The following is a 21,082-nucleotide window of genomic DNA, read 5'->3' on the forward strand; positions in this document are numbered from 1 at the left end:
TGTGATGCCATTTTAGCATATTCGCTTTACGGATGCCATCACATCTATTTCAGAAAACCTTGGGTTTTCTGAAATTTAAGCAAACTTTTCTTAAGAGGGGATGTCATGGATGATATACCCCGGCCGGGGCTCAACTTCAGCAAATCCCGCCAGGCCATGAGCTTGATACTGAATTGGTTTACGGCTTCCTGCAATCATCATGTTTCGCGGTTCATGAGGCAACTCCGGTGGCAGCGAAAAGACCCGGACCTCGTTCAGCACCTCTCGCAAGGTTGTCGCAATTGCCGCCATCCAGGCGTCGTCGGCCCCGCGGCCAAAAACGTTCAGCAGCAGCAGCCCTTCCGGATCCAGTCTTTCCGCAGCAAGTCGAAAAAAACCAAGCGACGTTAAATGGGCCGGCGTACCCTGTTCGGAGAACGCATCGATAATAATGCCGTCGAGGGAACCCAGCTTCTCCTCTTCCAGCAGGGAGCGGCCGTCTCCAATCCGCACTGAATCGCCCGTATAACCGAAATAGGTGCGGCTGATTTCCGCCACCAGCGGATCGATCTCCGCCACGATGACACCGCGCCCGGACAAATGGCTGGCGAGCGTTCCCGCTCCTTGGCCGATTATGAACACCCGATCCAGCAGCGGCACCTGGTGTTGAAGCAAATGCAGCATCGCACGCGGATATTCTAGTATGATCCGCTCCGGCCGGTTCATATCCATTGCACCTTGCACCGCCTCGCTGGCGAATTGCAAGACGCGAAACAAACCACGCTCGCCATACAACTCGTCCGTCTCATAGACGGAGATTTCCGAGTAGCGGCTTTGCTGATGCAGCAACAGACGTTGCACCTTCCCCCGCCTCCTTGATGATCTTTAATATTCCACAGTGAGTAACGGCATGCCGATCGTGATCTCATCCATGCCGGTTCCGCTGTTGCGGTGTACGGCCAACTGCAGCGCCACACGCTGATCGCCGCTTTGAACGGTAATCGGCAAGGCATCTACGGCATAGGTCTGACTCGCGGTCTGTTCATCCGCAAATCCTTCCGCCCGCTTCAGTTTCAACTTCGGCAACCCCGAAATTTTCGATTCCAACTTCTCCAGAGTGTGGGATAAGGCAGAAGCCTGCTCAAGATCCGGCGGAGAATCCTTAGTTACCGTAGCCGGCCAAGCGATCCCTTGGATCGCCGCATTCCAGGTAATGTGCACCCCTTCGTCTGCCAACGATTCGCCTGCCGTCCGTTGGGCTTCCCGCAGAAGCTCCAACGACGATGCCGTAGCGTCGCCTACTGCTTCCAAGCGAACCATGGCATAAAGCTTGCCTTCCTCCAGCTGGGTTAATTGGAGGTTGGTGGAGAAGCCTTCGCTCAAGCCTTCGGCCCCATAAACGGTACGCCCCTGGACCATCGAAGTTTCCGGTCCCGGCAGCCCCAACCGGCTCGTTAACACCCCAGCGGCTTCCTCGGGGGAGAGCAGCGAAGCCCATTCCCCTTGCCATTTCAAGGTCATCGGGAAAGGATCTGCCGTAACCGCTTGCCCGATTGAATACAGGGTCCCCAATTGCTGATCCGCCGCTTCAACGGGATCCAGGAGAACCTCCGGTTCCTCTTGACCGGCTTCCTGGAAGCGTTGCAGACCAACCAACAACATCGCACCAACGAGAATCAAGAGTCCGATCATCCATAGCTTACGGTGTTGCATGCTACGAGCCTCCTCTGCAGATAATATTACCACTAATGAGAAATGGGAGAAGCCGATGATCAACACACCTAAACCTACAAAACTTCAAGCTATCATGACGCTGATGCTCACCGTTGGGATTACAAACCATGTCTTTATCATCCCTGCGCTGCTGCAAATCGCCAAGCGAGACGCATGGGTGTCTGTCATTCTCGCAGTGATTCCCTTTGCGCTCATGATTGGCCTGATTCTATTCGCTTCTTCCCGAATCGGAACGCAGCCCCTACCCGATTGGATTCGCCATCGGCTTGGCCGAATTCCTGCTTTTTTGTTCCAATGTGCTCTATCGTTGTTTTTCTTCGTCACCGCCTGGTTTAGTTTATTCGATACGGTGATGTGGATGAAGGTGACCTTTCTCCCGTATACCCCGCTTATTGCTACCTCCATCATTTTGATGGCACTTTGTTTGATCGGAGCTTTAAAGGGGATGAAGGCCATCACCCTAACGTCGGCGATCTTGCTTCCGCTTGTGGTGATTCTTGGATTTTACGTCGCCATCGTTAACGTCGAGCATAAAGACTACCATCTGCTGTTTCCGTTATTCGAATTTGGCTGGAGCCCGGTGCTAAGGGGCGTGTTGTACGCCTGCTCAGGTTTGTTTGAATTATTTTTTATCTTGTTTCTCCATCCTTACCTGAAAGCGCCTTTGAACAAAAAGCAAATGATTATACTCGCCGTCATCCTCTTTGGCTTGACACTGGGCCCGCTGACGGGAGCGATCGTTGAATTTAATCCGTTTGAAGCCGCCATCCAGCGATACCCGGCTTACGAGGAGTGGCGAATCGCCGGATTTGGCAAATACGTATCGCAAACCGACTTCTTCTCGATCTACCAATGGTTGTCCGGGAGTTGCATCCGTATTTCCTTCGCGCTGATTATCATCGCCGACATGTGGATCAAACGCTCCTCCCGCAAAAGAGCTACTCTACTTGTCTCCGTTACGGTCCTTCTTGTTCCACTTAGCTGTTATGTCTTTACGGACGTCATGTTCCAGCACCTGATGATCCGATATATTTTCCCGGCGAACGCTTACTTTATTGCGTTCATGACGCTCGTTGTTTTCGCTGCCGCCTTAGTGAGAACTAGCAAGAAAGGACGATCCGCATGAACCCTAGCGACATCAATTTCGACCAATCAACCGGCCCGATCGATATTCCGTATTTAAAAAAATACTTCCAGCATTCGGCCGACGTCAAAATCCGCCGGTTTAATGCCGATGCGGACCAGGAACATCCGATCAGCTTAATCTACTGCGAATCGATGGCCGATATCAAGCAGTTGAACGATTACATCCTTCCCCGCCTTGCCAACCTGTTCCAGGACGAGGCCGATCCCGATACCGAATCCATCGCGCGTAATCGTTCTCTACCGCTTGACCGAATCGAAGGACCGGATCTGCTGCATCAACTTTCGCTTCGCGTCTATTCAGGTGAGCTGCTGATTTATTTTGAGGACAAGAAAGTCTACTTCAGTTTCGATATTTCAAGCCCCCCCGGACGCTCCCCGGAGGACGCCAGTACCGAAGCCGCCGTCAAGGGAGCCCGCGACGGGTTTACCGAAAATTTGAAGACCAATGTCGGATTGATCCGCAAGCGCTTACGAACCCAATCGCTTTGCGTCGAGGAAATCATCAAGGGGAAACGCGGGGAGGTCCGAGTTGCGCTTTTCTATATCCAAGACATTGTCAACCCGGAGATTCTTGAGGAAGCCCGCCGACGGCTGCACAACATCGATACCGATGCGATCATTGGAACCTCGTTTGTGGAAGCCGTGGTAAGCGGTCAACGGAACCGAACTCTATTCCCATTAACCGATTACTCTGGAAAGCCAGATTATGTTTCGGATGCGCTGCTGGCAGGAAAATTCGCAGTTTTGGTCGATGGGAACCCCATCGCCATCGTGGCCCCGGTAACACTGATGAATTTACTGATCTCCCCGGAGGATGCCAATACGCCTTACTACATCGTTTCCGTACAAAAAGTGCTGAGAGTTTTCGGGTTGACCATAGGCCTATTTTTACCCGGTTTTTATGTTGCGCTAACCAGCTTTAACCTGGAGCAAATTCCGCTCCCGCTGCTGGCGACCATCAGCAATTCACGCCATGGCTTACCCTTCCCGGTCCCGTTCGAAACCTTCATCATGTTGTTCTTGTTCGAGATCTTCAATGAGGCAGGAAAACGCCTGCCCCAAGCCATGGGTCAAACGATCACCGTCGTCGGCGGTCTGATTATCGGCGATGCTGCAATTCGCGCAGGCATCACGTCACCCACGATCATCGTTGCCGTAGCGATTGCGATCGTGGCGAGCTCTACCTTGGAAAATCAGACGTTAAGCGGGACCGCGGCTCATTTTCGAATTGTGATTCTCCTGTTGTCGGCGACCTTCGGTATGTTTGGGTTCTTGATCAGTTTCATCAGTCTAACCCTGTACCTCTCTTCACTAGAATCCTACGGCGTACCTTATCTGTCGCCTTTCTCTCCCTTCGTGAAAGACGACTTCGTGGAGTCTGTGTTTAAGAAGCCGTCAGATTCGCTTCGTTATAGACCCCGTATCCTTCGTCCGATCGACAAAACCGCAAGGAGGGACAAGCCTTGAGAGCAGCATTGGCCATCCTGACGCTCATCCTGTTACTGACGGGATGTTGGGATATGAAAGAAGCGCAAGATATCAATTTCGTCACGGCATTGGGGGTTGATTATGTAAACGGACGTTATGTCATCTACGCGCAGCTGCTGGATTTTGCTGAGATCGCAAAGCAAGAGGGGAAGGTCGAAACGGGGAGCGCGAAAATTTGGATCGGAAAAGGAGAAGGCAAGACAGTTACCGATGCCATGAATTCCGTATACCCCGCCTCCCAGCAAATGACGCTGTGGACACATGTTAGGGCTATCGTTTTCTCTAAGGCATTGCTTGATAACCGACTGCCTGAAGCCATCAACGGCTTGATCCGCTCCCGCGACCTTCGTTACACCCCTTGGGTGTATGGGACGGATAAGGAGATCCCAATCATTTTCTCAAGCATCTCGCTCCTGAATGAGTCGGCGCTAAACTCGGAGCTTCTTGATCCTGAGGAAATATTCAAGCAATATTCCTTTATGGAACCGCTGCGAATCATCAAATTGATGAACGGCGTGAAGGAGCCGGCCACCACGACGCTGTTGCCCCTCATTAGCTACACCGACAAGGTATGGAAGGGGAACGGGGAGCCCGTCCCGCAGGTAAAGCTTGCCGGGGCTTATGCCATAGCGCAGGGAAGCAACCGGGGAAGAGTTGATCCCATAATGCTGCAAGGGGCACGGTATGTCTCCTTTAAAAGATTTGACAAATTCCCTTTAACCCTGATGTTGGACGATGAAACGGCGGTAGCGCTCAGCATCATCCATTCTGATCCAAAAGTGCGGTTCGATGCGAGAGGTACCCCCCCTTCCGTGCAAATCCAGGTTCGTGTCAAAACTTATATCACAGAAGCCGGCTCGGCCGATGAAGCGAATGCCGAGAAAATCCGCATGTTGGCGAAAAAGCAGATCGAAGCGGAGATTCGCCGTTCCTTTACGGCCGCCAAAGCCCATAACATCGATCTATTCAACTTGGAAGAGAAGTTGTACCGAAATGATTTAGCCCGTTGGAAACAACTTCATTCCCAAGGGAAGCCGTTTATCTCTTTAGTGGATTTTGGGGAGGTTAACGTCCAAGTCGAAATCTCCCACGCCTCCTCTTACAAAGTGCAGAACCATTAAAAAACGGTTTAGCAGAGTATTCACTCCGCCAAACCGTTTTTGTATGCATAAATGGCCGCTTGGGTACGATCCTCAACCCCAAGCTTCGCCAAAATATTCGTCACGTGGAATTTAACCGTCTTAATGCCGATAATCAGGTCGTCAGCGATGTCCTGGTTCGATTTGCCCTGGGCCAACAGCCGCAGAACAACTTAAGGTTTCTGTAATTTTCATTTATATTTGATCAGCAACACTAACGAACCCACCCTCTATATAGGTAGCATTAGTTTTGTAAATCATTACTTTTGGATATTTAGAGCTTAGTTCTATTAGCAAATCATCGTCATAGTTTTCACTGAATACTGCAAATTGCAGTAGGTCATATTTAATACTACAATCCGCCTACTTTAAAATCGCGAACTGGATCTTTAAAGAATCTTCGATAATCCTCATTAATTTGTTTCATCTCCTTAATTTCTCCTTTTCATAAGCAATTTCTGTTTGTTTTATAATTTCATCAAGGGTCTGATCAGCCGTTTGCTTCTCGTCAATTGCTAATTGAAGTTGGTCTTCTAAAATTCCATAAAATTCTTCAAGAAATGAAGAGGAAAAATCACTTCGGAGGATTCCTGGTTTTGTATCCAGATTCTGCTGCCAAAATTCCTCTAAGTTAATTCCCTCATATTGATTCATACGACTTTTTAGTGTAGATACATTTGGCGGAAAAGATTTATATTCATCAGCTACATTTTCATCCATGAGCATTTTAATAATTTCCCAGGATAAATCCTTATTTGTGGATTCTTTAGGAATAGATATAATTCGATCAAAATAGATACTATGGCTTTCATCTCTTTTCTTAGAATTCACTGGTGAAGGTATGAAATCCCATGAGAAATTATTAATGCCTAATAATTGATCGATATATAGAAGGTTACCCGTATGTAGAGCTGCTTTGCCCTGAAGAAACAAGTCATCTTCAACACCTGAAACAGTTTGTGTATGATATAAATCTATGATTTGTTGAATAGCGCTGGTCCAGTCTTGTTTTTGAAACGAAATACTATCATTTTGGCTATCAATGAAACTCCAATTATTTGTATTTGCAATTTCCATTAACAAATTATTAGGATCTGAGAATGTACTTTCTAAACCTATGGCATTATCCTCAAAACGCAAAACTATGTTTAATAACTCATGCCAATCCATCCCGCTAGTTGGATAATTAATTTTTAATTGATCAAACAGATCCTTGTTATAATATATTCCAGATATATTTACTCGTGGTACAAGGCCATATAGTGAGCCCGTATCCGTACTCACTGCATCTATCATACTATCCGCATATTTATCCAGATCGAACTTGTCCTTTTTTACATATGGATCAAGGTCCAATAAATAGGACTGTTCGCTCAGTTTTTCGTACTCGTCAGTATAAAAGAGCATCAAATCCGGTTGATTATTCTTAATTTTTTCAAATCTTGCTTCCCAATCCGATGTATCAGATGGCATCATTAGGTTAATCTCTAATCCTGGAAAATGTTCGAGAATTAATTCTCCGTAATTTTGATAAAATTGTTGTTCGTTTACGTAGGAAGTATAAATATTAATAATAGTGTCGGTATAATCATTTAGCTCCTTATTTTGTGGTCGTGACGTACATCCAAACAAGACCAAAGAAAGACAAAGTATAACAATAGATACATTCATTGTTTTCATAATTCACCTTTTGTTATATTTATTGGTATCTTTGCATAATAACCAGAAGTTCAATCTCCCAGTTCTTAACAGCTTCATCAATAGAGAGAGCGCCGGATACTATTTTTTGAATATCCTTATCCAAATAACTACTCAACTCATTTTTTGCATTTAAAGGAAATTCTGTGTCATTAGAAATTTTCGGCATCACCTTATAAAAAGCTTCTACATTTTTACCATCATCCTTAACTAAACCCTTAATAACAGGTAGAGTGAACCTAAAATAATTAGCATTAAAATTCGTACGTGCCACGGTACTACTATTTAAGTAGAGCCAGACCTCTTTTGTACTTGATATATCCTTCGTCTCTCTATTTATTCCATTTAAATATTGAAAAGTTATAGCCGTACTCTTATTTGTATCATGACTAGTGACAGGTGCAGTAACCAAATCCCAATCGAGATCTGAATTGGATTGTTTCAGTTCATCTTTCAGTCTGTAAGTGTCTAGCGCCATAGCAACATGTCCATTGGAGAAAGAGCCTAACTCTTGTTGAGTTTTTGAATTCCATTCCGACTTATATTTTTCAACAACAAGTTCTAACGTAGCTTTCCACGCATCACTTGAGAATAGAACACGATTATGAACTGGATCATACCAATTTAAACCATTTGACTTGCCTGCCTGAAGGAACATTTCTACATTGCCGTAATTTTGTGTCTGTAGGCCTACTATTTCATCCGATTTTCCAAGCTCTGAAATTGTATTTCCAAGCTTCAGAACATCTTCCCAGTTCATGAAATCCACGGGTTCCGTAATGCCATACTTTTTAAAAATTCCCCTATTGTAATAAAGAGCTTGAGTTGCAATCGTATTCGAAACAGCATACAGATTCCCATTTCCCATCTCTCTAAAAGTGTCTAAAATCTGAGTGTCAATGTTTTGTAATTCGCGCTCTTTACTTAAAATAGATAAATCAAATAATAATCCCTCTTCTTGTAATCGTGGGTATAACTGCAGTGGAAAAAACATAATATCAGGATTAACATCCCTTATCTCACTAATCAGCATTTCCGCATCCCAATTATCTCCTGACTGGGGAACGAACTCAAAGTCGTTCCAAACACCGTTTCCAAGTATGGATTGATATTCTATTACATCAATTTTTATATTCGGAAAATGCTGATTAATATTCCCAAAATCTTGTTCAAAATTAGACTTTGAACTATACAAGATAGTTACATGCTTAGTCTCATTCTTCTGAGATACTGTACAGCCAGTAACTAACATAAAACTAAGCCAAATCGTGCATAATATGAGGATATTTTTCTTTGTTCTTTTCATCATTTGAATGTAATGTCACTTCCTTGATAAACAATGTATTATATACTTTCTCAGCTATTTTCATTAACTAAAGCTCTTAACTTTCGAAATTTCTTCCACTGTTTTTATTATCCCTTCTAATAACATTCTCGCTTCAACTATACCAACATTTTCATTAAAACTTAATCTGATACTGCTTGATGATATCAGTTCATCCTTGTTCATAGCGGTTAATACTCGACTAGGTTTATTTTTCTTTGCTGAGCATGCAGATTGTGAAGAAGCAACTATTCCTTGATCTGAAAGTAATTTCAAAAAGATGGCTGAGGTTGTTCGTGGGTATGAAAAATTTATTATATGAGGCGCCGCCAATGGAATTCGGGGCGTGTTTAGGACGATTTCAGGAATATTAATAAGTTCAGAATAAAGCAAATTGTGGACTGAAACTAAGTTATTTAGCCTTCGTTCTTTTTCAAGGTTGTTTATTCTGATCGCCTCAGCTATACCGGCAATTCCAGGAACATTTAATGTACCAGAACGAATTCCATATTCTTGCTCTCCCCCAAAAATAATAGGAAATATTTCAACCTCCTCTTTAACCACAAGCACTCCTACTCCTTTAGGTCCCCCTATTTTGTGCCCGGAAATTGTATACAAATCTATATCATCTAATTTAATCGGTACTTTTCCAAAGCCTTGCACTCCGTCCACATGAAATAAAATCTCATTATTTCTCTTTAGGAATTTACCAATTTCTTCAATAGGTTGTATGGATCCTGTTTCATTATTTACATGCATAATACTTACTAGAGCTGTATTCTCCTGGATGCTTTCTTCAATAGTTTCTACGCTAACAACTCCATTAGCGTCTACCGGTATATAAGTGACGGACACTCCTTCTTTTTCCAATTCCTTGAAACAATTGAATACTGATGAATGTTCTATTTGAGAGGTTATAACATGAATAGGCTTGTCATTACTCATTTTAAAAGCGCGTATTACACCTAATATTGCTAAATTGTTACTTTCGGTTGCTCCCGATGTAAAAATAATCTCATTAGTATTTACTTGTAGAATGTCCGCGATTATTTTTCTGGATTCTTCTACAACCTTATTGGCCTCGTCCCCTAAACGATGCATTGACGACGGATTTGCATAAATCTTCCTTGACATATCATACATAAGCTTATTTACTGTAGGATGCATAGGGGCCGAAGCACAATAATCAAAATATAACATTGTAAAATCCCCACCTTTCTATCTACTCACATAATTTCCAATTGAGTTTATAACATTTTTGAAGTCCTTCTTACTGAAAACCTCACCCTTTGCCATGACTAGGCCTTGAGAATTAACTATTAATGCAAATGGTGGGGTCGCAACATTAAAATAAAGTTGCATATTCTCTTCATTCATATGAACTATCGGAAATTCCCAACTATAATATTTCGCGAGTTCTTCGTTCTCCTTGTTTGATCCTGTTGACATCAAAAGAATTTCTATATTATCGCATTCTACTTTAAGATCAGATAAACAGGGAATAAACTCAATACAGCCCATACAATGTAGTGATATAAGAATAACTGCATAAAACTTGTTAGATGGTAATTGAGTCAGTTTTAATTCTTCAATTTCAGGAACCCTATCCCCAATTAATAATCCCTGTTTCTTCATTCTTCTGTTGAACATTGGTGAGTCCCCTTCCATTATTTTGGGCTTTTACTTATTTCCACCACAAATAAAAGAAAACGCATTCTTTTAAATAAATTGTTATATTATGTAAATATAATACATATATTTCCTTAAAAAGGGGTATCGGTTTTGTTACTTTTACCATTTTCACATTAAGTTCACAAATTAAGCATTCGTTGTTTTTTATTCCTATTAAAAGCAAAATAATTACATATTTTTAGGATTATAATATTTCTTTATGTATAAAATTTCTAAAAAATTAAAATATTTATAGTTTATCATTATAGTTGTATGTTGTTATTGAAATCATCTAAAATTAAGAAGGTATTAGAATGAGAAGATCTTTTTTGCTAGTAGGCTTTAGTTTATTGCTTGTTTCTAATTCATTTCTAAACTTAGTAAAGGCTGAAGAAAATCCTCAACCCCAAAGTAAAGCAGAAATCAAGAAACAAATCGATGTCGAACGACAAAAACAAATCAACTATCATATTAAAGAAATCGAGAGCCTGAAAAAGGGTTCCGAACAATTATCGTACTTAAGTGAATATGGTTTTGATACAAAAAATATTAAAACAACTACCAATGCTACTTATAGAAATTTAGATTCAGATTTATCTATTTCAGAGGAAATTACTAGTGATTACTTTGAAGAGTTACTTGAAAATGCGTATATTTTTACTATGGATGAAAATGGGTATGTATATGACAGAGAAGGAGAGGTGGTAAATAAACTGGATTTAAAAGAAGAGCAGGCGACTGGCACTAATTCAATAATGTCTGCCTCACTAGATACATCCATTAGCGGTTACAATACAGGAGCCTTTGTAAGGCAAACAACTAAAAGTGGTTACAAAGGAATCAGAACAACCTTTACTTTACCAACAGATACTAAATTTGAAACTCCAAGTTCAGGTGTAACTGGATATTTATATAATGGAATCGATGTTTTATCTTCATCCAATGTTGGATATAAACTGGAAGGCGGTCTTCAGTACAGTGAGACCTACGATAATTATTCCGCTTCTATTCACCCCCAAGGATTAAGTCAGAATGCTATTCCGGAAGGATATAGCAGTGCTCCTCCAAGATATGCTCAAGATACTGCCATTGTAAGTAATCTTTTATACGATACTTCATCCTCCCAATTTAAGTATTTTGTAAACGGAATCAATGTCAAAGGAGATAGCCAATATATCTATTTTTACTATAGTAAATCTTTTACAAGTAATGAAATTGCAGCTCTTGCGGTAAAAAGAGTCACGGCGTTAGCTAAGGCAGGGTATACAGGAGAGAATATTGGGAAAGTGGAAGTAAAATATGATGAAACTGCGGTGACTTCTAATAGCGGTACTACATCTTCGATGACTTCAAGTATCCTTAGCACCCATACTTATAATGGTAAAACATATGGTACCTCTGACACTCCAAGTAGTGCGGTAACAAAGTCTGGTGAAGTTTCTGCACAAAAAATCATTGTCGATACAACAAATTTTTAGCTGAAACAAAACTTCTCTATTTATCGTTACATAATTTGAATACTCAAATTATGTAACGGGACGAAAAAGATGATTAGAAAAATTACAGCTTTATTATTTTCAATGGCTTTCTTGTCAACATTTCCGTTCCAGACTATAGTCCAAGCGGGTGACTATTCTTTGGTAAAAGCAGCGGCTCAAGTGTACAACACGGATTTGAAAAAAACAGCGCTTCATGTTACTCAAGATGATGAGTTGAAAGAATATTTTTACGACACAACTTATATCCCAATCCGCGATCTTTTTCAAGGTTATACGATTTCCTTGGATAAAAATCAAAAAGTAGCGACTGTTAAAAATCAAGACTCTGAACTGGTGCTTAATTTCTCGGGACAAGAAATTAAGCCTTCCGCCAACCAAGTCGTTCTTTCATCCGACACCGTTAGACTATCTAAAGGTATCGCTGAAATAAGCGCTTTTGCGATAACCTATATTTTTGACAAATACGGCGATGCGATTGAAGATCCGGAAAGAGATGCCTGGAAAGAAAAGCTAAGTTTTTTGAACATAGAAACCGAAGGCATTTCCGGCGTTAGGGACGGGTATATGCATGTGTACGTCGTTTATCTAGACCAAAGCACTGAAAAATAACCAGTAAATGTGATATGCTTTAAATAAAAACGGTTTGCCGGAGCAAAATCACTCCGCCAAACCGTTTTTGTATGCATAAATGGCCGCTTGGGTACGATCCTCAACCCCAAGCTTCGCCAAAATATTCGTGACATGGAACTTCACCGTCTTAATGCCGATAATCAGGTCGTCAGCGATGTCCTGGTTAGATTTGCCTTGGGCCAACAGCCGCAGAACGTCCATTTCTCGCTCGGTTAATTCCTCGTGAGCCGGCGCTTCCACCTTGGGTTGGCGGAACCGGTTCATCATCTTGGAAGCCACCTGCGACTCCAAGACCGACTGGCCGCGAGCGGCAGCGCGGATCGCCTCGGCGATCTCAGAGGCGCGCGATGTCTTGAGCAAATAGCTGAACGCTCCAGCTTCAATGACCGGGTACATTTTCTCGTCATCCAGATAGCTGGTAAGCACGATCACTTTGCAATCCGGATGCAGGGCGAGCAATTGCCGAGTGGCCTCGATCCCGTCCATGCCCTCCATCACCAGGTCCATCAGCACGACGTCCGGCCGGTATTCCTGCGCCAGGCGGATGCCTTCCTCTCCGCTGCTGGCCTCCCCGACGACCTCGATGCCGTCTTCGGTGCCCAATACCGCCGCCAGGCCGATCCTCACCATTTCATGATCATCCACAAGCAGTACCTTAATCTCCTTGTCTTCCATCTCCATGGCTGCTCTCTTCCCCGCTTTCTTCATTAATTAATGGTACGGTCATCTCAATACGCGTCCCTTTATTGGGCGCGGTAATAAACTGAATGGAGCCGCCGATTTCGTGGATGCGTTCCTGCATGGTGGACAAGCCGTAAGAAGCCTGCTTCTTGTCATCCAGCTCGAAGCCGATGCCGTTGTCGCGCAGCGTCACCTTGACAGCTTCGCCTCGGCGGTGAATCCGAATCTCCATCTTGTCCGCCTTGGCATGGCGCAGCGTATTGGACATCGCCTCCTGAATGATGCGGAACAGATGGTTTTCGATGCCCTTGCCTAGGCTTAAATCCTCGTCCATCTCCAGCGTCAAATCCATCGGAACCTTGGTCTTTAATTCCTTGACCAGGTCGCTTAAGCCCTGGGACAGCTCCTTGCCTTCCAAATAAACCGGCCGCAAATGCAGCAGCAATGCGCGCATTTCCGACTGAGCGACGGAAGCCATTTCTTCGATCAGCTCGACCTGCCGCTGGGCCTTGTCAAAATCCTTCTCCAACGTTCTCCCTACCGCCGTGGCCGTCATCGAGATGGCAAACAGCTGCTGGGAAACAGCGTCATGCAGCTCACGAGCAAGCCGCTGGCGCTCCTCCACGATGGCCGACACCCGGGCTTGCTCGGCTAGTTGAGCGTTATGCGTCGACAATCGCTGTAAGGAGGATACCTGCTCCTCCCAACGTTTGCCGATTCGCTCGAGCTGTTCAGCCAATCGGCCCAATTCGTCTTCGCCAAGCTTCGGAACGCTTCCGGTTTGGTTGCCTTTCTCCCATTGCAGCAGCGCTTCGCGCAGCCCGTCGATCTGTCGTTTGGGGCGGTAGCCTTGAATTACTCCATAAGCCGCCCCGATAATAACCAGTAGCGAGAACAGCGTAATGCCCGCCTTAATCCCCGTCCTCCAGGAGGATTGGGGCTGAAAATACCCGTATGTATACAGCACGTAAAAGGTCGCTGCCATCATAATGACAGATAGGAGAATCCCCCCGCGCATGCTGCGGGATACCATATTGCTTGGTTTTTTTGATCTCATGCGGGACGCTCCTCCTGTCTTAAGTTAATCGTATATCGACATCTCCTACAAGATAGGAAATGATGATTTTCACTTTTTGGTCACGGAACTCGTAGTTCGGCGACTTCCAATACAGCCGATTGAGCATGCCCGTTTCTTTGTCTTGGCTAAAATCGATTTGCCCGAACAGGACAAACGCCTCGATCTCTACGCCATAATCCTCCGGAATCACCAGATCGACATCTCCAACGATGCCTTGAAACATCAGGACGTTATGTCCCCCTTCCGCCATCGCTAGCGATAAATCGATGTCCAGTTCACCAAGCACATGCCACATGCTCGTATTCCGCAAGCTCCACGGATCGCGGTCCCAACGGATGCTGGAGGTGATGTTCTGCTTCTGTACGTAATTGCCTTGAGGTTGAGTTTTGCGGATCCTTGCGTAATAGTAGCCCAGCGAGATCATCAGGATCGCCAGGACCAGCATGAAGTGGTCAAGCAGGATCATCCCGCCGCCGATCGCCATGAAGATATAACCGGTCTTGACCTGCTCACCTTGCCGGATTTTATAAATGCCAAACCCCAGGAATAAGAAGGCGACAATGGTGAAGAAGCTCAGCCATTTCCCGAAAATCAACAATACCCCAAATCCAATCAAACCGATGGCTAAGAACCTTTTCCGTGTTTCCATATGCCGCACCTCCCTGCAGGTTCATAGAGTCGTAAAAAGCCATAACGGTATGGAACCCCATACCGTATGGCTACACCAGTATTTAGAATATCACAATGTCCGGCGGACGTGTAGTTATTCCTTATCTTCCTCGCGGGCTTCGGACGGGTTCAATTTCGCCTTCAGCGCTTCAAGCTGTGCGTCCACTTTCAACTGCTTCTCGGCATCCGCCGGGCTGATGTACGTGGACGGCGAGGTTCCGCGATAGACCACGCCGGCAACTTCGGCTTCGGCTTCCAACTGCATGATTTTCTCTTCCATCCGGTGGAATCCAAGCGAAGCGTTGCCGCTTTCGATCGAATGCAGGCTGCTGATTTGCGACATTTGTTTTCTGGCTTTCGCCATTTGCGCACGGCTAACCAGCTCGTTCCGTTTGTTGCGCAGCTTGTAGAATTCATCCTTCATCTCATGCAGCTGTTGTTTCAGTTCAGCAGCTTGAGCTTCGGACTGCGCATGCAGCTCGGCGAATTCGGTTTGCTTTTGATCGTAATGAATTTTCTCCTCCAGCATTTTACGGGCGACTTCTTCCTGCCCATTGCGGAGCGCTACTTCAGCTTGTGCTTCCCGCTGTGCGGAAATGCGGGCTGCTTCGTCCAAGCGTTGCTTCATCCGGCGCTCATTGGCCATTTGCTTGGCCACTGTGACTTCGGCGTCGCGAATTTCAGCCTCCATATCGCGCAGGTACTGATTCAGCATGACAATCGGGTCTTCCACCTTATCCAACAAATCGTTTACAGACGCTTTCGTAATATCTTTAATTCTTTTGAATACTCCCATGTTTTACACTTCTCCCTTCTCGTAGTCGGAGAGCTTCTTACGCAGCTCTTCCAGTTCTTTTTTCATCGCTTTCTTCTCGATATCTTCCATCATGGAATCCAGGTTGGAAGCACTCGGGGCAGCCTGGAAGCCGTTCCCCGTAGCGCCCGCGCCGTATTGCGGCGGCTGGGTTCCGTAAGTATTTCCGTTTGGAGCTCCGTACGGCGGGCGGGGACCAAAGCGAGCATCCTCGTAAAACTCCCGGCGTTTGGGGCCATAGCCCGGTGGCGGGCCGCCGCCCGGCCATCCGCCGTTATAATACGGATCGTGAGGCGGGTAAGGCTCCTTGGAGATCACCAAGGTGGCGATAAAGTAGATAAATATCGTAGTCCCGCCGGTAAAGAAAATGCTGAGAAAAGCGATCAGCCGGAGCACGCCGACGTTAATGCCGAAATACTCGCCTAGCCCGCCGATTAAACCGCTGATCCAACGATCCCGTCTGGAACGGTACAAGGGTCTTCCCATCGATCTTACTCCTCTCCCTGGTTATTCAGCTTCTGCTTCAAGCGGGAGAGCTCCTGTTCCAGAGTTGATTGGATGGCGGAGCCGGCCTGGTTCAAGAAATCCGAACCCGCTCTCCGCAAATCGCGCAGGCTGCGGGCTTCCCATTCCATATCGGACACCCGGTCCTCCAAGCGATGGAACATCTTCGGCACATCCTGCACGCCGTAACCGCTCATCCGCTGGTTCATCCGCTGCTGTAAACGAAGCGTCTCCATTCTTGCGTAGTAATATTGCCGTTTGCTGTACACGACCTGATATTCGGTCTTCAATTCATTCAGCTGGGCTTCCAATTCCTGCAGCGATTCCAAGCTTTGCGAATACAACTCGGTGTATTGCTCAACCTTTTCCTCGTACAGCATCTTCTCTTGCAAAGCCAGCTTAGCCAAATGCTCTTCGCCCGCTTTCAGTGCGAGCAGTGCTTGTTCCTCGCGTTTGTCACGCATGCCCTTGGCTTGATCCACCTGCTGTTTCATTTGCTTCGCATGGCCGCTGTATTGATAATGAAGCTTCTCGGCTTCGGCGATTTCCTGCCGCGTTTCGATCAAGAACTGGTCGATCAATCTGACCGGATCTTGGGATTGCTCCAACTTCTCATTCAAAGTAGCTACCGTAATATCTCGTACCCGACGAAATACACTCATTTATACCCTTCCCTCCTAACCTTACGGTTCTCATTTCATGGTATTCTGCATGTATGCTATTTAAATCAGTAACTCCGTCTTCCTCTAAGGGAAGAGATACCGTATACGATTAATCCGATACCCAGGAGCGGAACGATCAGCCAAGCCAGTTTGGAGATCAGGGAGATGACCCCGAAAATCAGCACCAGCCATCCGAAGAAGGCGTTCCCCCGGCGAATCCCGTAATATCCGAGACCGATCATCACGATCGCGATCACCAGGCCAAACAGGCTGCCCAGGAAAGGAGTCAACTTGCCCAGCAGAATCAGAGCGCCCAGGGCAATAAGTACAATAGCGAATACATTCGGTCGATTTGTTTTCATCGATATATCACCGCCTCTCATTTGATCAACCTTATGTCTCTATTCTAGGTGGATTTCAGGTTTTCCAAAACGGACCGCGGACGGTTTTTGAACCTAGACCTAAGTCGAGGATGCCCTCATCCCAAGGGTTTACAGGCCCCTGGACCTTACTCCCGAGAAATGCTTTACATCTAACTATCGTCCATCTATAATGAAGTAAGTCAAACCATACAATAGAAAATGAGAGTTATCGGAGGAGCCTGCCACATTGCGGGCTCTTTTTGCCTTTTTTTGAATGGGATTGGCATAATTCTGTCCCTGCAAGGCAATCTAAGGATACCTCAGGGTTACGGCACACTTGGAGAGGAGAATTCGTATGGAGCAACAAGCAATCTGGGCTATTATCATCTTTTTATTAACGTACGCACTCATCATTTCGGAGAAAATCCATCGAACACTGCTGGCCATGGTCGGCGCCGTCCTCATGATCATCTTCGGCATCATTGATCAGGAATCGGCGATTCATCACATCGATTTCAATACGCTGGGCCTCTTGATCGGCATGATGATCATCGTCAACACCACAGCGGAAACCGGGCTATTTAAATATATCGGGATTTGGACGGCCCGAAAGGCCAAAGGCAATCCCGTAACGATCCTTTGGCTCCTCGCATTAATTACGGCAGTAGCGTCCGCGTTTCTGGACAATGTAACGACGATCATCCTGATGGTACCGGTCGCGTTCAGCATTACCCGTCAATTAAAGGTCAAGGCCTTTCCTTTCATTTTTTCAATGGTCGTTGCCTCGAACATCGGCGGAACGGCAACGTTAATTGGGGATCCTCCTAATATTATGATCGGTAGCGCCGTTAAGGAGTTGACCTTCGTCGCATTCCTGCAAAATCTGGCCCCCATCGTCATCGTCATCCTTGCGGTCACCTTGCCGCTTCTTGTGGTAATGTTCCGCAAGAGCATCAAGTCGACGCCGGAGAACCAGAAGAACATCATGAACATTAGCTTGGAAGGCTTGATTACGGATCAGAAGCTTCTATATAAATGCCTGATCATCCTTGGTTTAACGCTGCTGGGCTTCTTCATGCATCAGACATTCCATCTGGAGTCGGCGACCGTGGCTTTGGCAGGAGCTTTCCTGCTGCTGCTGCTTACCGGAGAGCATGTGATGGAACGTGCATTCCGCTCCGTTGAATGGCCAACGATCTTCTTCTTTATCGGGTTATTCGTACTCGTTGGCGGTTTGATCGAAACCGGAACCATCAAGCGGCTGGCCGAGTGGGCCATCGACTTGACTGGAGGCGACCCGCTGACGACCTCCATGCTAATTTTGTGGCTTAGCGCCATTGCCTCCTCTTTCCTGGATAATATCCCGTTTGTAGCCACAATGATTCCGATGATTCAGGATATGGGGACCATGGGGATCCAGAATCTGGAGCCGCTCTGGTGGAGCCTCGCGCTTGGCGCATGTCTAGGGGGCAACGGCACATTGATCGGCGCCAGCGCCAATCTGATTGCGGCGGGCATGTCCGCGAAGGAGGGGGAGCCGATTACCTTTATGCGTTACCTGAAATACGGCTTCCCGCTGATGCTCCTGTCGATCGTGATCTCCAGCGCGTATATTCTCATCCGGTATTTCCTAATCTAATAGAAGTCCATCCAGATCAACTCTTTCTTTTAGAAAAAAAGACGCCGATATGCTATCCTTAAGATAAGGAAATCGATGTCCGAGGGGAGGGATTACGCATGACAACGCAAAAACGAAGGCTACGTTGGGGTTGGTTAGCTGCCGTGATTTTGTCGTTGTTCATGGCGTTCTCCCTCCCTTCCTTCATTTCGTCCCCCGTGCAGGCAGAATCCCGTGGGGAAGAGACGCTTGAGACCGATTTTAGCACCATGCAATACAAGGTATCGCTTCGCCTTAATCCTACGACGTCTCACGGCAAGCTATTTATCGACAGAACCCCGCATCAATTGGATACCGTCCCGGCCTTGATCAGCTTTATGCTGCTGGCGCCATGGGCACGCTTTCGTCCGTTGTTCTGCCTGCTGTTAAGGCAGCTTCTACTTATGCCCATCAAATTTACAAGTATGTTTGTGGATGAACCCCATACGCTTAAATCGCATAAGTCTAATTTTACAATACACATCATAGAAATGATGACCTAAAAAATGGAGGCGTGATTCAAATGAATCTCAAAGAAACAGATCTACCGGGTATCGGTAAAAAATTCGTGATCCAGGCCCGCAGCGGCGACAAACTATCGATCATTATCCATAATGACGGCCGGCGCGAGTTATCTCATTTTCATGAGGACGATCCGGACGACAGCGTCTCCATGGTGACCTTGGACGACGATGAAGCGAGATACGTCTCGGCCATTATCAGTGGGGCGACATATAAGCCAACGGCTATGGAGAACATTGAAGTGGCTTTAGGCGATCTGATCATCGAGTGGTATAAATTAGATTCGAATTATAAAGCGATCGGCAAAACCATCGGCGAGCTAAAAATCCGTCAGCGTTCTGGAGCGACGATTATCGCCGTCATCGAGAAGAACCACAAAAAACACATCAGTCCCGGAGCCGATCTGATGCTGACGTCCGAGGCCATGGTCGTCGTGCTTGGCGAACGGCTGCATCAACAGCAAATTAGACAGATTTTATTAAGTGGAAAGTAAGTTACTATGGATCATCTCGCGCTGAAGGCGGTTTGTCCTTCTCCCTGATCGCGGCGGCGATTTTGATGATCTGCCGCTCGCGATCCATCTGTTACCCGGTATAAGAACCGCCTGCCCTTGATGATGGGTTTATCCAGTAAGGAGGGGTCGGTTTGAAACACCAGATGAGAGTTCATTCCTCCAGGAAGACCCGTGGCGGCCTCAAACCTCTTTTTCCGCCGTTGGGCCGTGCTGCTGGCGTTATCGCCGGCGCATTGCTTGCTTCCGTCGGCTTAGAGCTGTTCCTGATGCCCCACAGCATCGTCGTTGGAGGAATGACCGGTTTATCCGCATTGCTGGCGTTAAAGACGGAAATGCGGCTTGGATTGTTCTTGTTCTTACTGAATCTGCCGTTACTCTTTCTCTACCGTAAAAATATCCATTGGTCCTACGGGATCTTCACTGTAATCGGCGTATTGGTTTTTTCACTGGGGACGCTCGTGCTCCATCCATATCCCTCCCTGATTGACGAACCACTTCTGGCGGCGCTGATCGGGGGATTGTCCCTGGGAATCGGTCTTGGTTTAGCCCTGCGTTTTGGAGGGGCACTGGACATTGCGGAAAAAGCGGTCAATCAGCTCCAATATTTCAGATTGTCCCCGGAACGGATCTTGCTGCTGTTGAATTGCCTGATCCTGATTGGTGCAGGCTTTCATTTCGGCTTTCTGCAGGCCCTCTATTCGGTCATCGCCTACCTGTCCGCTTTCGAAGCCGTCAAGCTTCCGGTACAAGGCGGGATCTTCACCCTAACGGTGCGGATTAAGAGCCGCCATTGCACCGCCATCCAGGAGGAGCTGCTGCGTTATCTGAACCGTTCGGCCGTTTACCGGCAGAACCCGGAAGGAATCGGGACCGAGGACGGGATAGGTATTCTGGAATGCCGATGCCACCGGCTGGAGCGATCCCGTTTGATTTCCCTCGTCCATCAATGCGACCGTGAAAGTGAAATTACGTTTCATCCAAGGAAATAATATTTAAGAGCCGCAGGGGAAGTCCCTGCGGCTCTTTGGTTTACGGACACGTTCCCTTCCCGGACGCGGCTCAGAAGTCCTGACTTGTCATGTATTCGTTAAACCTCCGCACGGCGGCAGACAAGGTTTTCTCCTCCCGATAAACCAGGCAAATCTGCCGCCGGTTCACATAACCGGGGAGATCCTGTTGTCTTAACTCTCCGCTGGATATCTCGCGAACAACGTTGCGCCGAGGCAAGACCGCAATACCGATATTGCACTTCACCGCTTCCTTCATCGTTTCGATGGCTCCAAGCTCCATCGTGGACGCAAAACGGAGGCG

Annotated in this window: 22 protein-coding genes and 2 pseudogenes; 9 read left to right on the forward strand and 15 right to left on the reverse strand. The window is 46.2% G+C overall.

From position 1 onward, the window contains the following. Positions 1-90: 90 nt before the first annotated feature. Positions 91-840, reverse strand: coding sequence for a spermidine synthase (locus tag BN3277_RS04770; RefSeq protein WP_059041141.1), 750 nt, complete (start codon positions 838-840; stop codon positions 91-93). A 24-nt stretch (positions 841-864) separates the two neighbouring features. Next, on the reverse strand, positions 865-1,692 hold the full coding sequence (locus tag BN3277_RS04775; protein ID WP_059041142.1) for a YwmB family TATA-box binding protein: 828 nt from the start codon (positions 1,690-1,692) through the stop codon (positions 865-867). A gap of 55 nt (positions 1,693-1,747) precedes the next feature. On the opposite strand from BN3277_RS04775, the gene BN3277_RS04780 reads away from it, so the two are divergent. From BN3277_RS04780 to BN3277_RS04790, 3 genes are read left to right on the forward strand one after another with little or no spacing between them, the layout of a single operon-like run. Continuing rightward, positions 1,748-2,839 carry an endospore germination permease gene (locus tag BN3277_RS04780; RefSeq protein WP_059041143.1) on the forward strand — a complete coding sequence of 364 codons (1,092 nt, stop codon included), beginning with the start codon at positions 1,748-1,750 and terminating at the stop codon, positions 2,837-2,839. Continuing rightward, positions 2,836-4,326, forward strand: a complete 1,491-nt coding sequence (locus BN3277_RS04785) for a spore germination protein (protein WP_059041144.1) — start codon at positions 2,836-2,838, stop codon at positions 4,324-4,326. Before BN3277_RS04780 ends, BN3277_RS04785 begins: the two co-directional genes overlap by 4 nt. Continuing rightward, entirely contained in the window at positions 4,323-5,468 is a 1,146-nt protein-coding gene (locus tag BN3277_RS04790) for a Ger(x)C family spore germination protein (protein WP_059041145.1), read from the forward strand. Before BN3277_RS04785 ends, BN3277_RS04790 begins: the two co-directional genes overlap by 4 nt. A gap of 20 nt (positions 5,469-5,488) precedes the next feature. On the opposite strand, the pseudogene BN3277_RS24945 reads toward BN3277_RS04790, so the two are convergent. The 5 genes and pseudogenes from BN3277_RS24945 to BN3277_RS04810 form a co-directional block, all read right to left on the reverse strand. Further along, positions 5,489-5,656, reverse strand: a pseudogene (locus BN3277_RS24945) (response regulator transcription factor); the annotation flags it as partial. A gap of 253 nt (positions 5,657-5,909) precedes the next feature. Continuing rightward, positions 5,910-7,157 carry an ABC transporter substrate-binding protein gene (locus BN3277_RS04795; RefSeq protein ID WP_059041146.1) on the reverse strand — a complete coding sequence of 416 codons (1,248 nt, stop codon included), beginning with the start codon at positions 7,155-7,157 and terminating at the stop codon, positions 5,910-5,912. 28 nt (positions 7,158-7,185) lie between these two features. Beyond that, positions 7,186-8,493: an ABC transporter substrate-binding protein gene (locus BN3277_RS04800; protein ID WP_059041147.1), complete on the reverse strand. Its 1,308-nt coding sequence runs from the start codon at positions 8,491-8,493 to the stop codon at positions 7,186-7,188. 60 nt (positions 8,494-8,553) lie between these two features. Next, complete coding sequence (locus BN3277_RS04805; RefSeq protein WP_059041148.1) at positions 8,554-9,708, reverse strand: cysteine desulfurase family protein; 1,155 nt, start codon at positions 9,706-9,708, stop codon at positions 8,554-8,556. A gap of 18 nt (positions 9,709-9,726) precedes the next feature. Continuing rightward, positions 9,727-10,158 (reverse strand): TlpA family protein disulfide reductase, encoded by a 432-nt coding sequence (locus BN3277_RS04810; RefSeq protein ID WP_059041149.1) that lies wholly within the window; start codon positions 10,156-10,158, stop codon positions 9,727-9,729. A 335-nt stretch (positions 10,159-10,493) separates the two neighbouring features. Here BN3277_RS04810 and BN3277_RS04815 point away from each other — a divergent pair, with 335 nt between their 5' ends. Beyond that, a complete protein-coding gene (locus tag BN3277_RS04815; RefSeq protein WP_059041150.1) occupies positions 10,494-11,657 on the forward strand; it encodes a hypothetical protein in 1,164 nt (387 codons plus the stop codon). Positions 11,658-11,726: 69 nt separating this feature from the next. Continuing rightward, on the forward strand, positions 11,727-12,287 hold the full coding sequence (locus BN3277_RS04820; RefSeq protein WP_059041151.1) for a hypothetical protein: 561 nt from the start codon (positions 11,727-11,729) through the stop codon (positions 12,285-12,287). A gap of 48 nt (positions 12,288-12,335) precedes the next feature. Here BN3277_RS04820 and BN3277_RS04825 read toward each other — a convergent pair whose 3' ends face one another. From BN3277_RS04825 to BN3277_RS04855, 7 genes are all read right to left on the reverse strand, one after another. Continuing rightward, complete coding sequence (locus BN3277_RS04825) at positions 12,336-12,989, reverse strand: response regulator (protein WP_059041152.1); 654 nt, start codon at positions 12,987-12,989, stop codon at positions 12,336-12,338. Then, positions 12,964-14,046 carry a sensor histidine kinase gene (locus tag BN3277_RS04830; protein ID WP_059041153.1) on the reverse strand — a complete coding sequence of 361 codons (1,083 nt, stop codon included), beginning with the start codon at positions 14,044-14,046 and terminating at the stop codon, positions 12,964-12,966. The genes BN3277_RS04825 and BN3277_RS04830 overlap by 26 nt, the downstream gene beginning before the upstream one ends. 19 nt (positions 14,047-14,065) lie before the next feature. After that, a complete protein-coding gene (gene liaF / locus BN3277_RS04835; protein ID WP_059041154.1) occupies positions 14,066-14,716 on the reverse strand; it encodes a cell wall-active antibiotics response protein LiaF in 651 nt (216 codons plus the stop codon). Positions 14,717-14,830: 114 nt separating this feature from the next. Next, positions 14,831-15,532 carry a PspA/IM30 family protein gene (locus BN3277_RS04840; RefSeq protein WP_059041155.1) on the reverse strand — a complete coding sequence of 234 codons (702 nt, stop codon included), beginning with the start codon at positions 15,530-15,532 and terminating at the stop codon, positions 14,831-14,833. 3 nt (positions 15,533-15,535) lie between these two features. Further along, the gene (locus BN3277_RS04845; protein ID WP_059041156.1) at positions 15,536-16,036 is read right to left on the reverse strand and encodes a PspC domain-containing protein; all 501 of its coding nucleotides are present in this window, start codon (positions 16,034-16,036) and stop codon (positions 15,536-15,538) included. 5 nt (positions 16,037-16,041) lie between these two features. Continuing rightward, positions 16,042-16,716, reverse strand: coding sequence for a PspA/IM30 family protein (locus BN3277_RS04850; RefSeq protein WP_059041157.1), 675 nt, complete (start codon positions 16,714-16,716; stop codon positions 16,042-16,044). A gap of 65 nt (positions 16,717-16,781) precedes the next feature. Further along, a complete protein-coding gene (locus BN3277_RS04855) occupies positions 16,782-17,078 on the reverse strand; it encodes a hypothetical protein (protein ID WP_059041158.1) in 297 nt (98 codons plus the stop codon). A 355-nt stretch (positions 17,079-17,433) separates the two neighbouring features. Between BN3277_RS04855 and BN3277_RS04860 the strand changes: the two genes are divergently transcribed. The 4 genes from BN3277_RS04860 (at position 17,434) to BN3277_RS04875 (ending at position 20,760) form a co-directional block, all read left to right on the forward strand. After that, complete coding sequence (locus tag BN3277_RS04860; protein WP_059041159.1) at positions 17,434-18,717, forward strand: ArsB/NhaD family transporter; 1,284 nt, start codon at positions 17,434-17,436, stop codon at positions 18,715-18,717. Positions 18,718-18,815: 98 nt separating this feature from the next. Continuing rightward, positions 18,816-19,238, forward strand: coding sequence for a hypothetical protein (locus tag BN3277_RS04865; protein WP_059041160.1), 423 nt, complete (start codon positions 18,816-18,818; stop codon positions 19,236-19,238). Positions 19,239-19,258: 20 nt separating this feature from the next. Continuing rightward, positions 19,259-19,750 (forward strand): cation:proton antiporter regulatory subunit, encoded by a 492-nt coding sequence (locus tag BN3277_RS04870; protein WP_059041161.1) that lies wholly within the window; start codon positions 19,259-19,261, stop codon positions 19,748-19,750. Positions 19,751-19,902: 152 nt separating this feature from the next. Continuing rightward, a complete protein-coding gene (locus tag BN3277_RS04875) occupies positions 19,903-20,760 on the forward strand; it encodes a YitT family protein (RefSeq protein WP_059041162.1) in 858 nt (285 codons plus the stop codon). A 70-nt stretch (positions 20,761-20,830) separates the two neighbouring features. On the opposite strand, the pseudogene BN3277_RS04880 reads toward BN3277_RS04875, so the two are convergent. Then, positions 20,831-21,079, reverse strand: a pseudogene (locus BN3277_RS04880) (LysR substrate-binding domain-containing protein); the annotation flags it as partial. Positions 21,080-21,082: the final 3 nt, after the last annotated feature.

Source organism: Paenibacillus rubinfantis (assembly GCF_001486505.1).
In the GTDB taxonomy this organism is placed as follows: Bacteria; Bacillota; Bacilli; order Paenibacillales; family Paenibacillaceae; genus Fontibacillus; species Fontibacillus rubinfantis.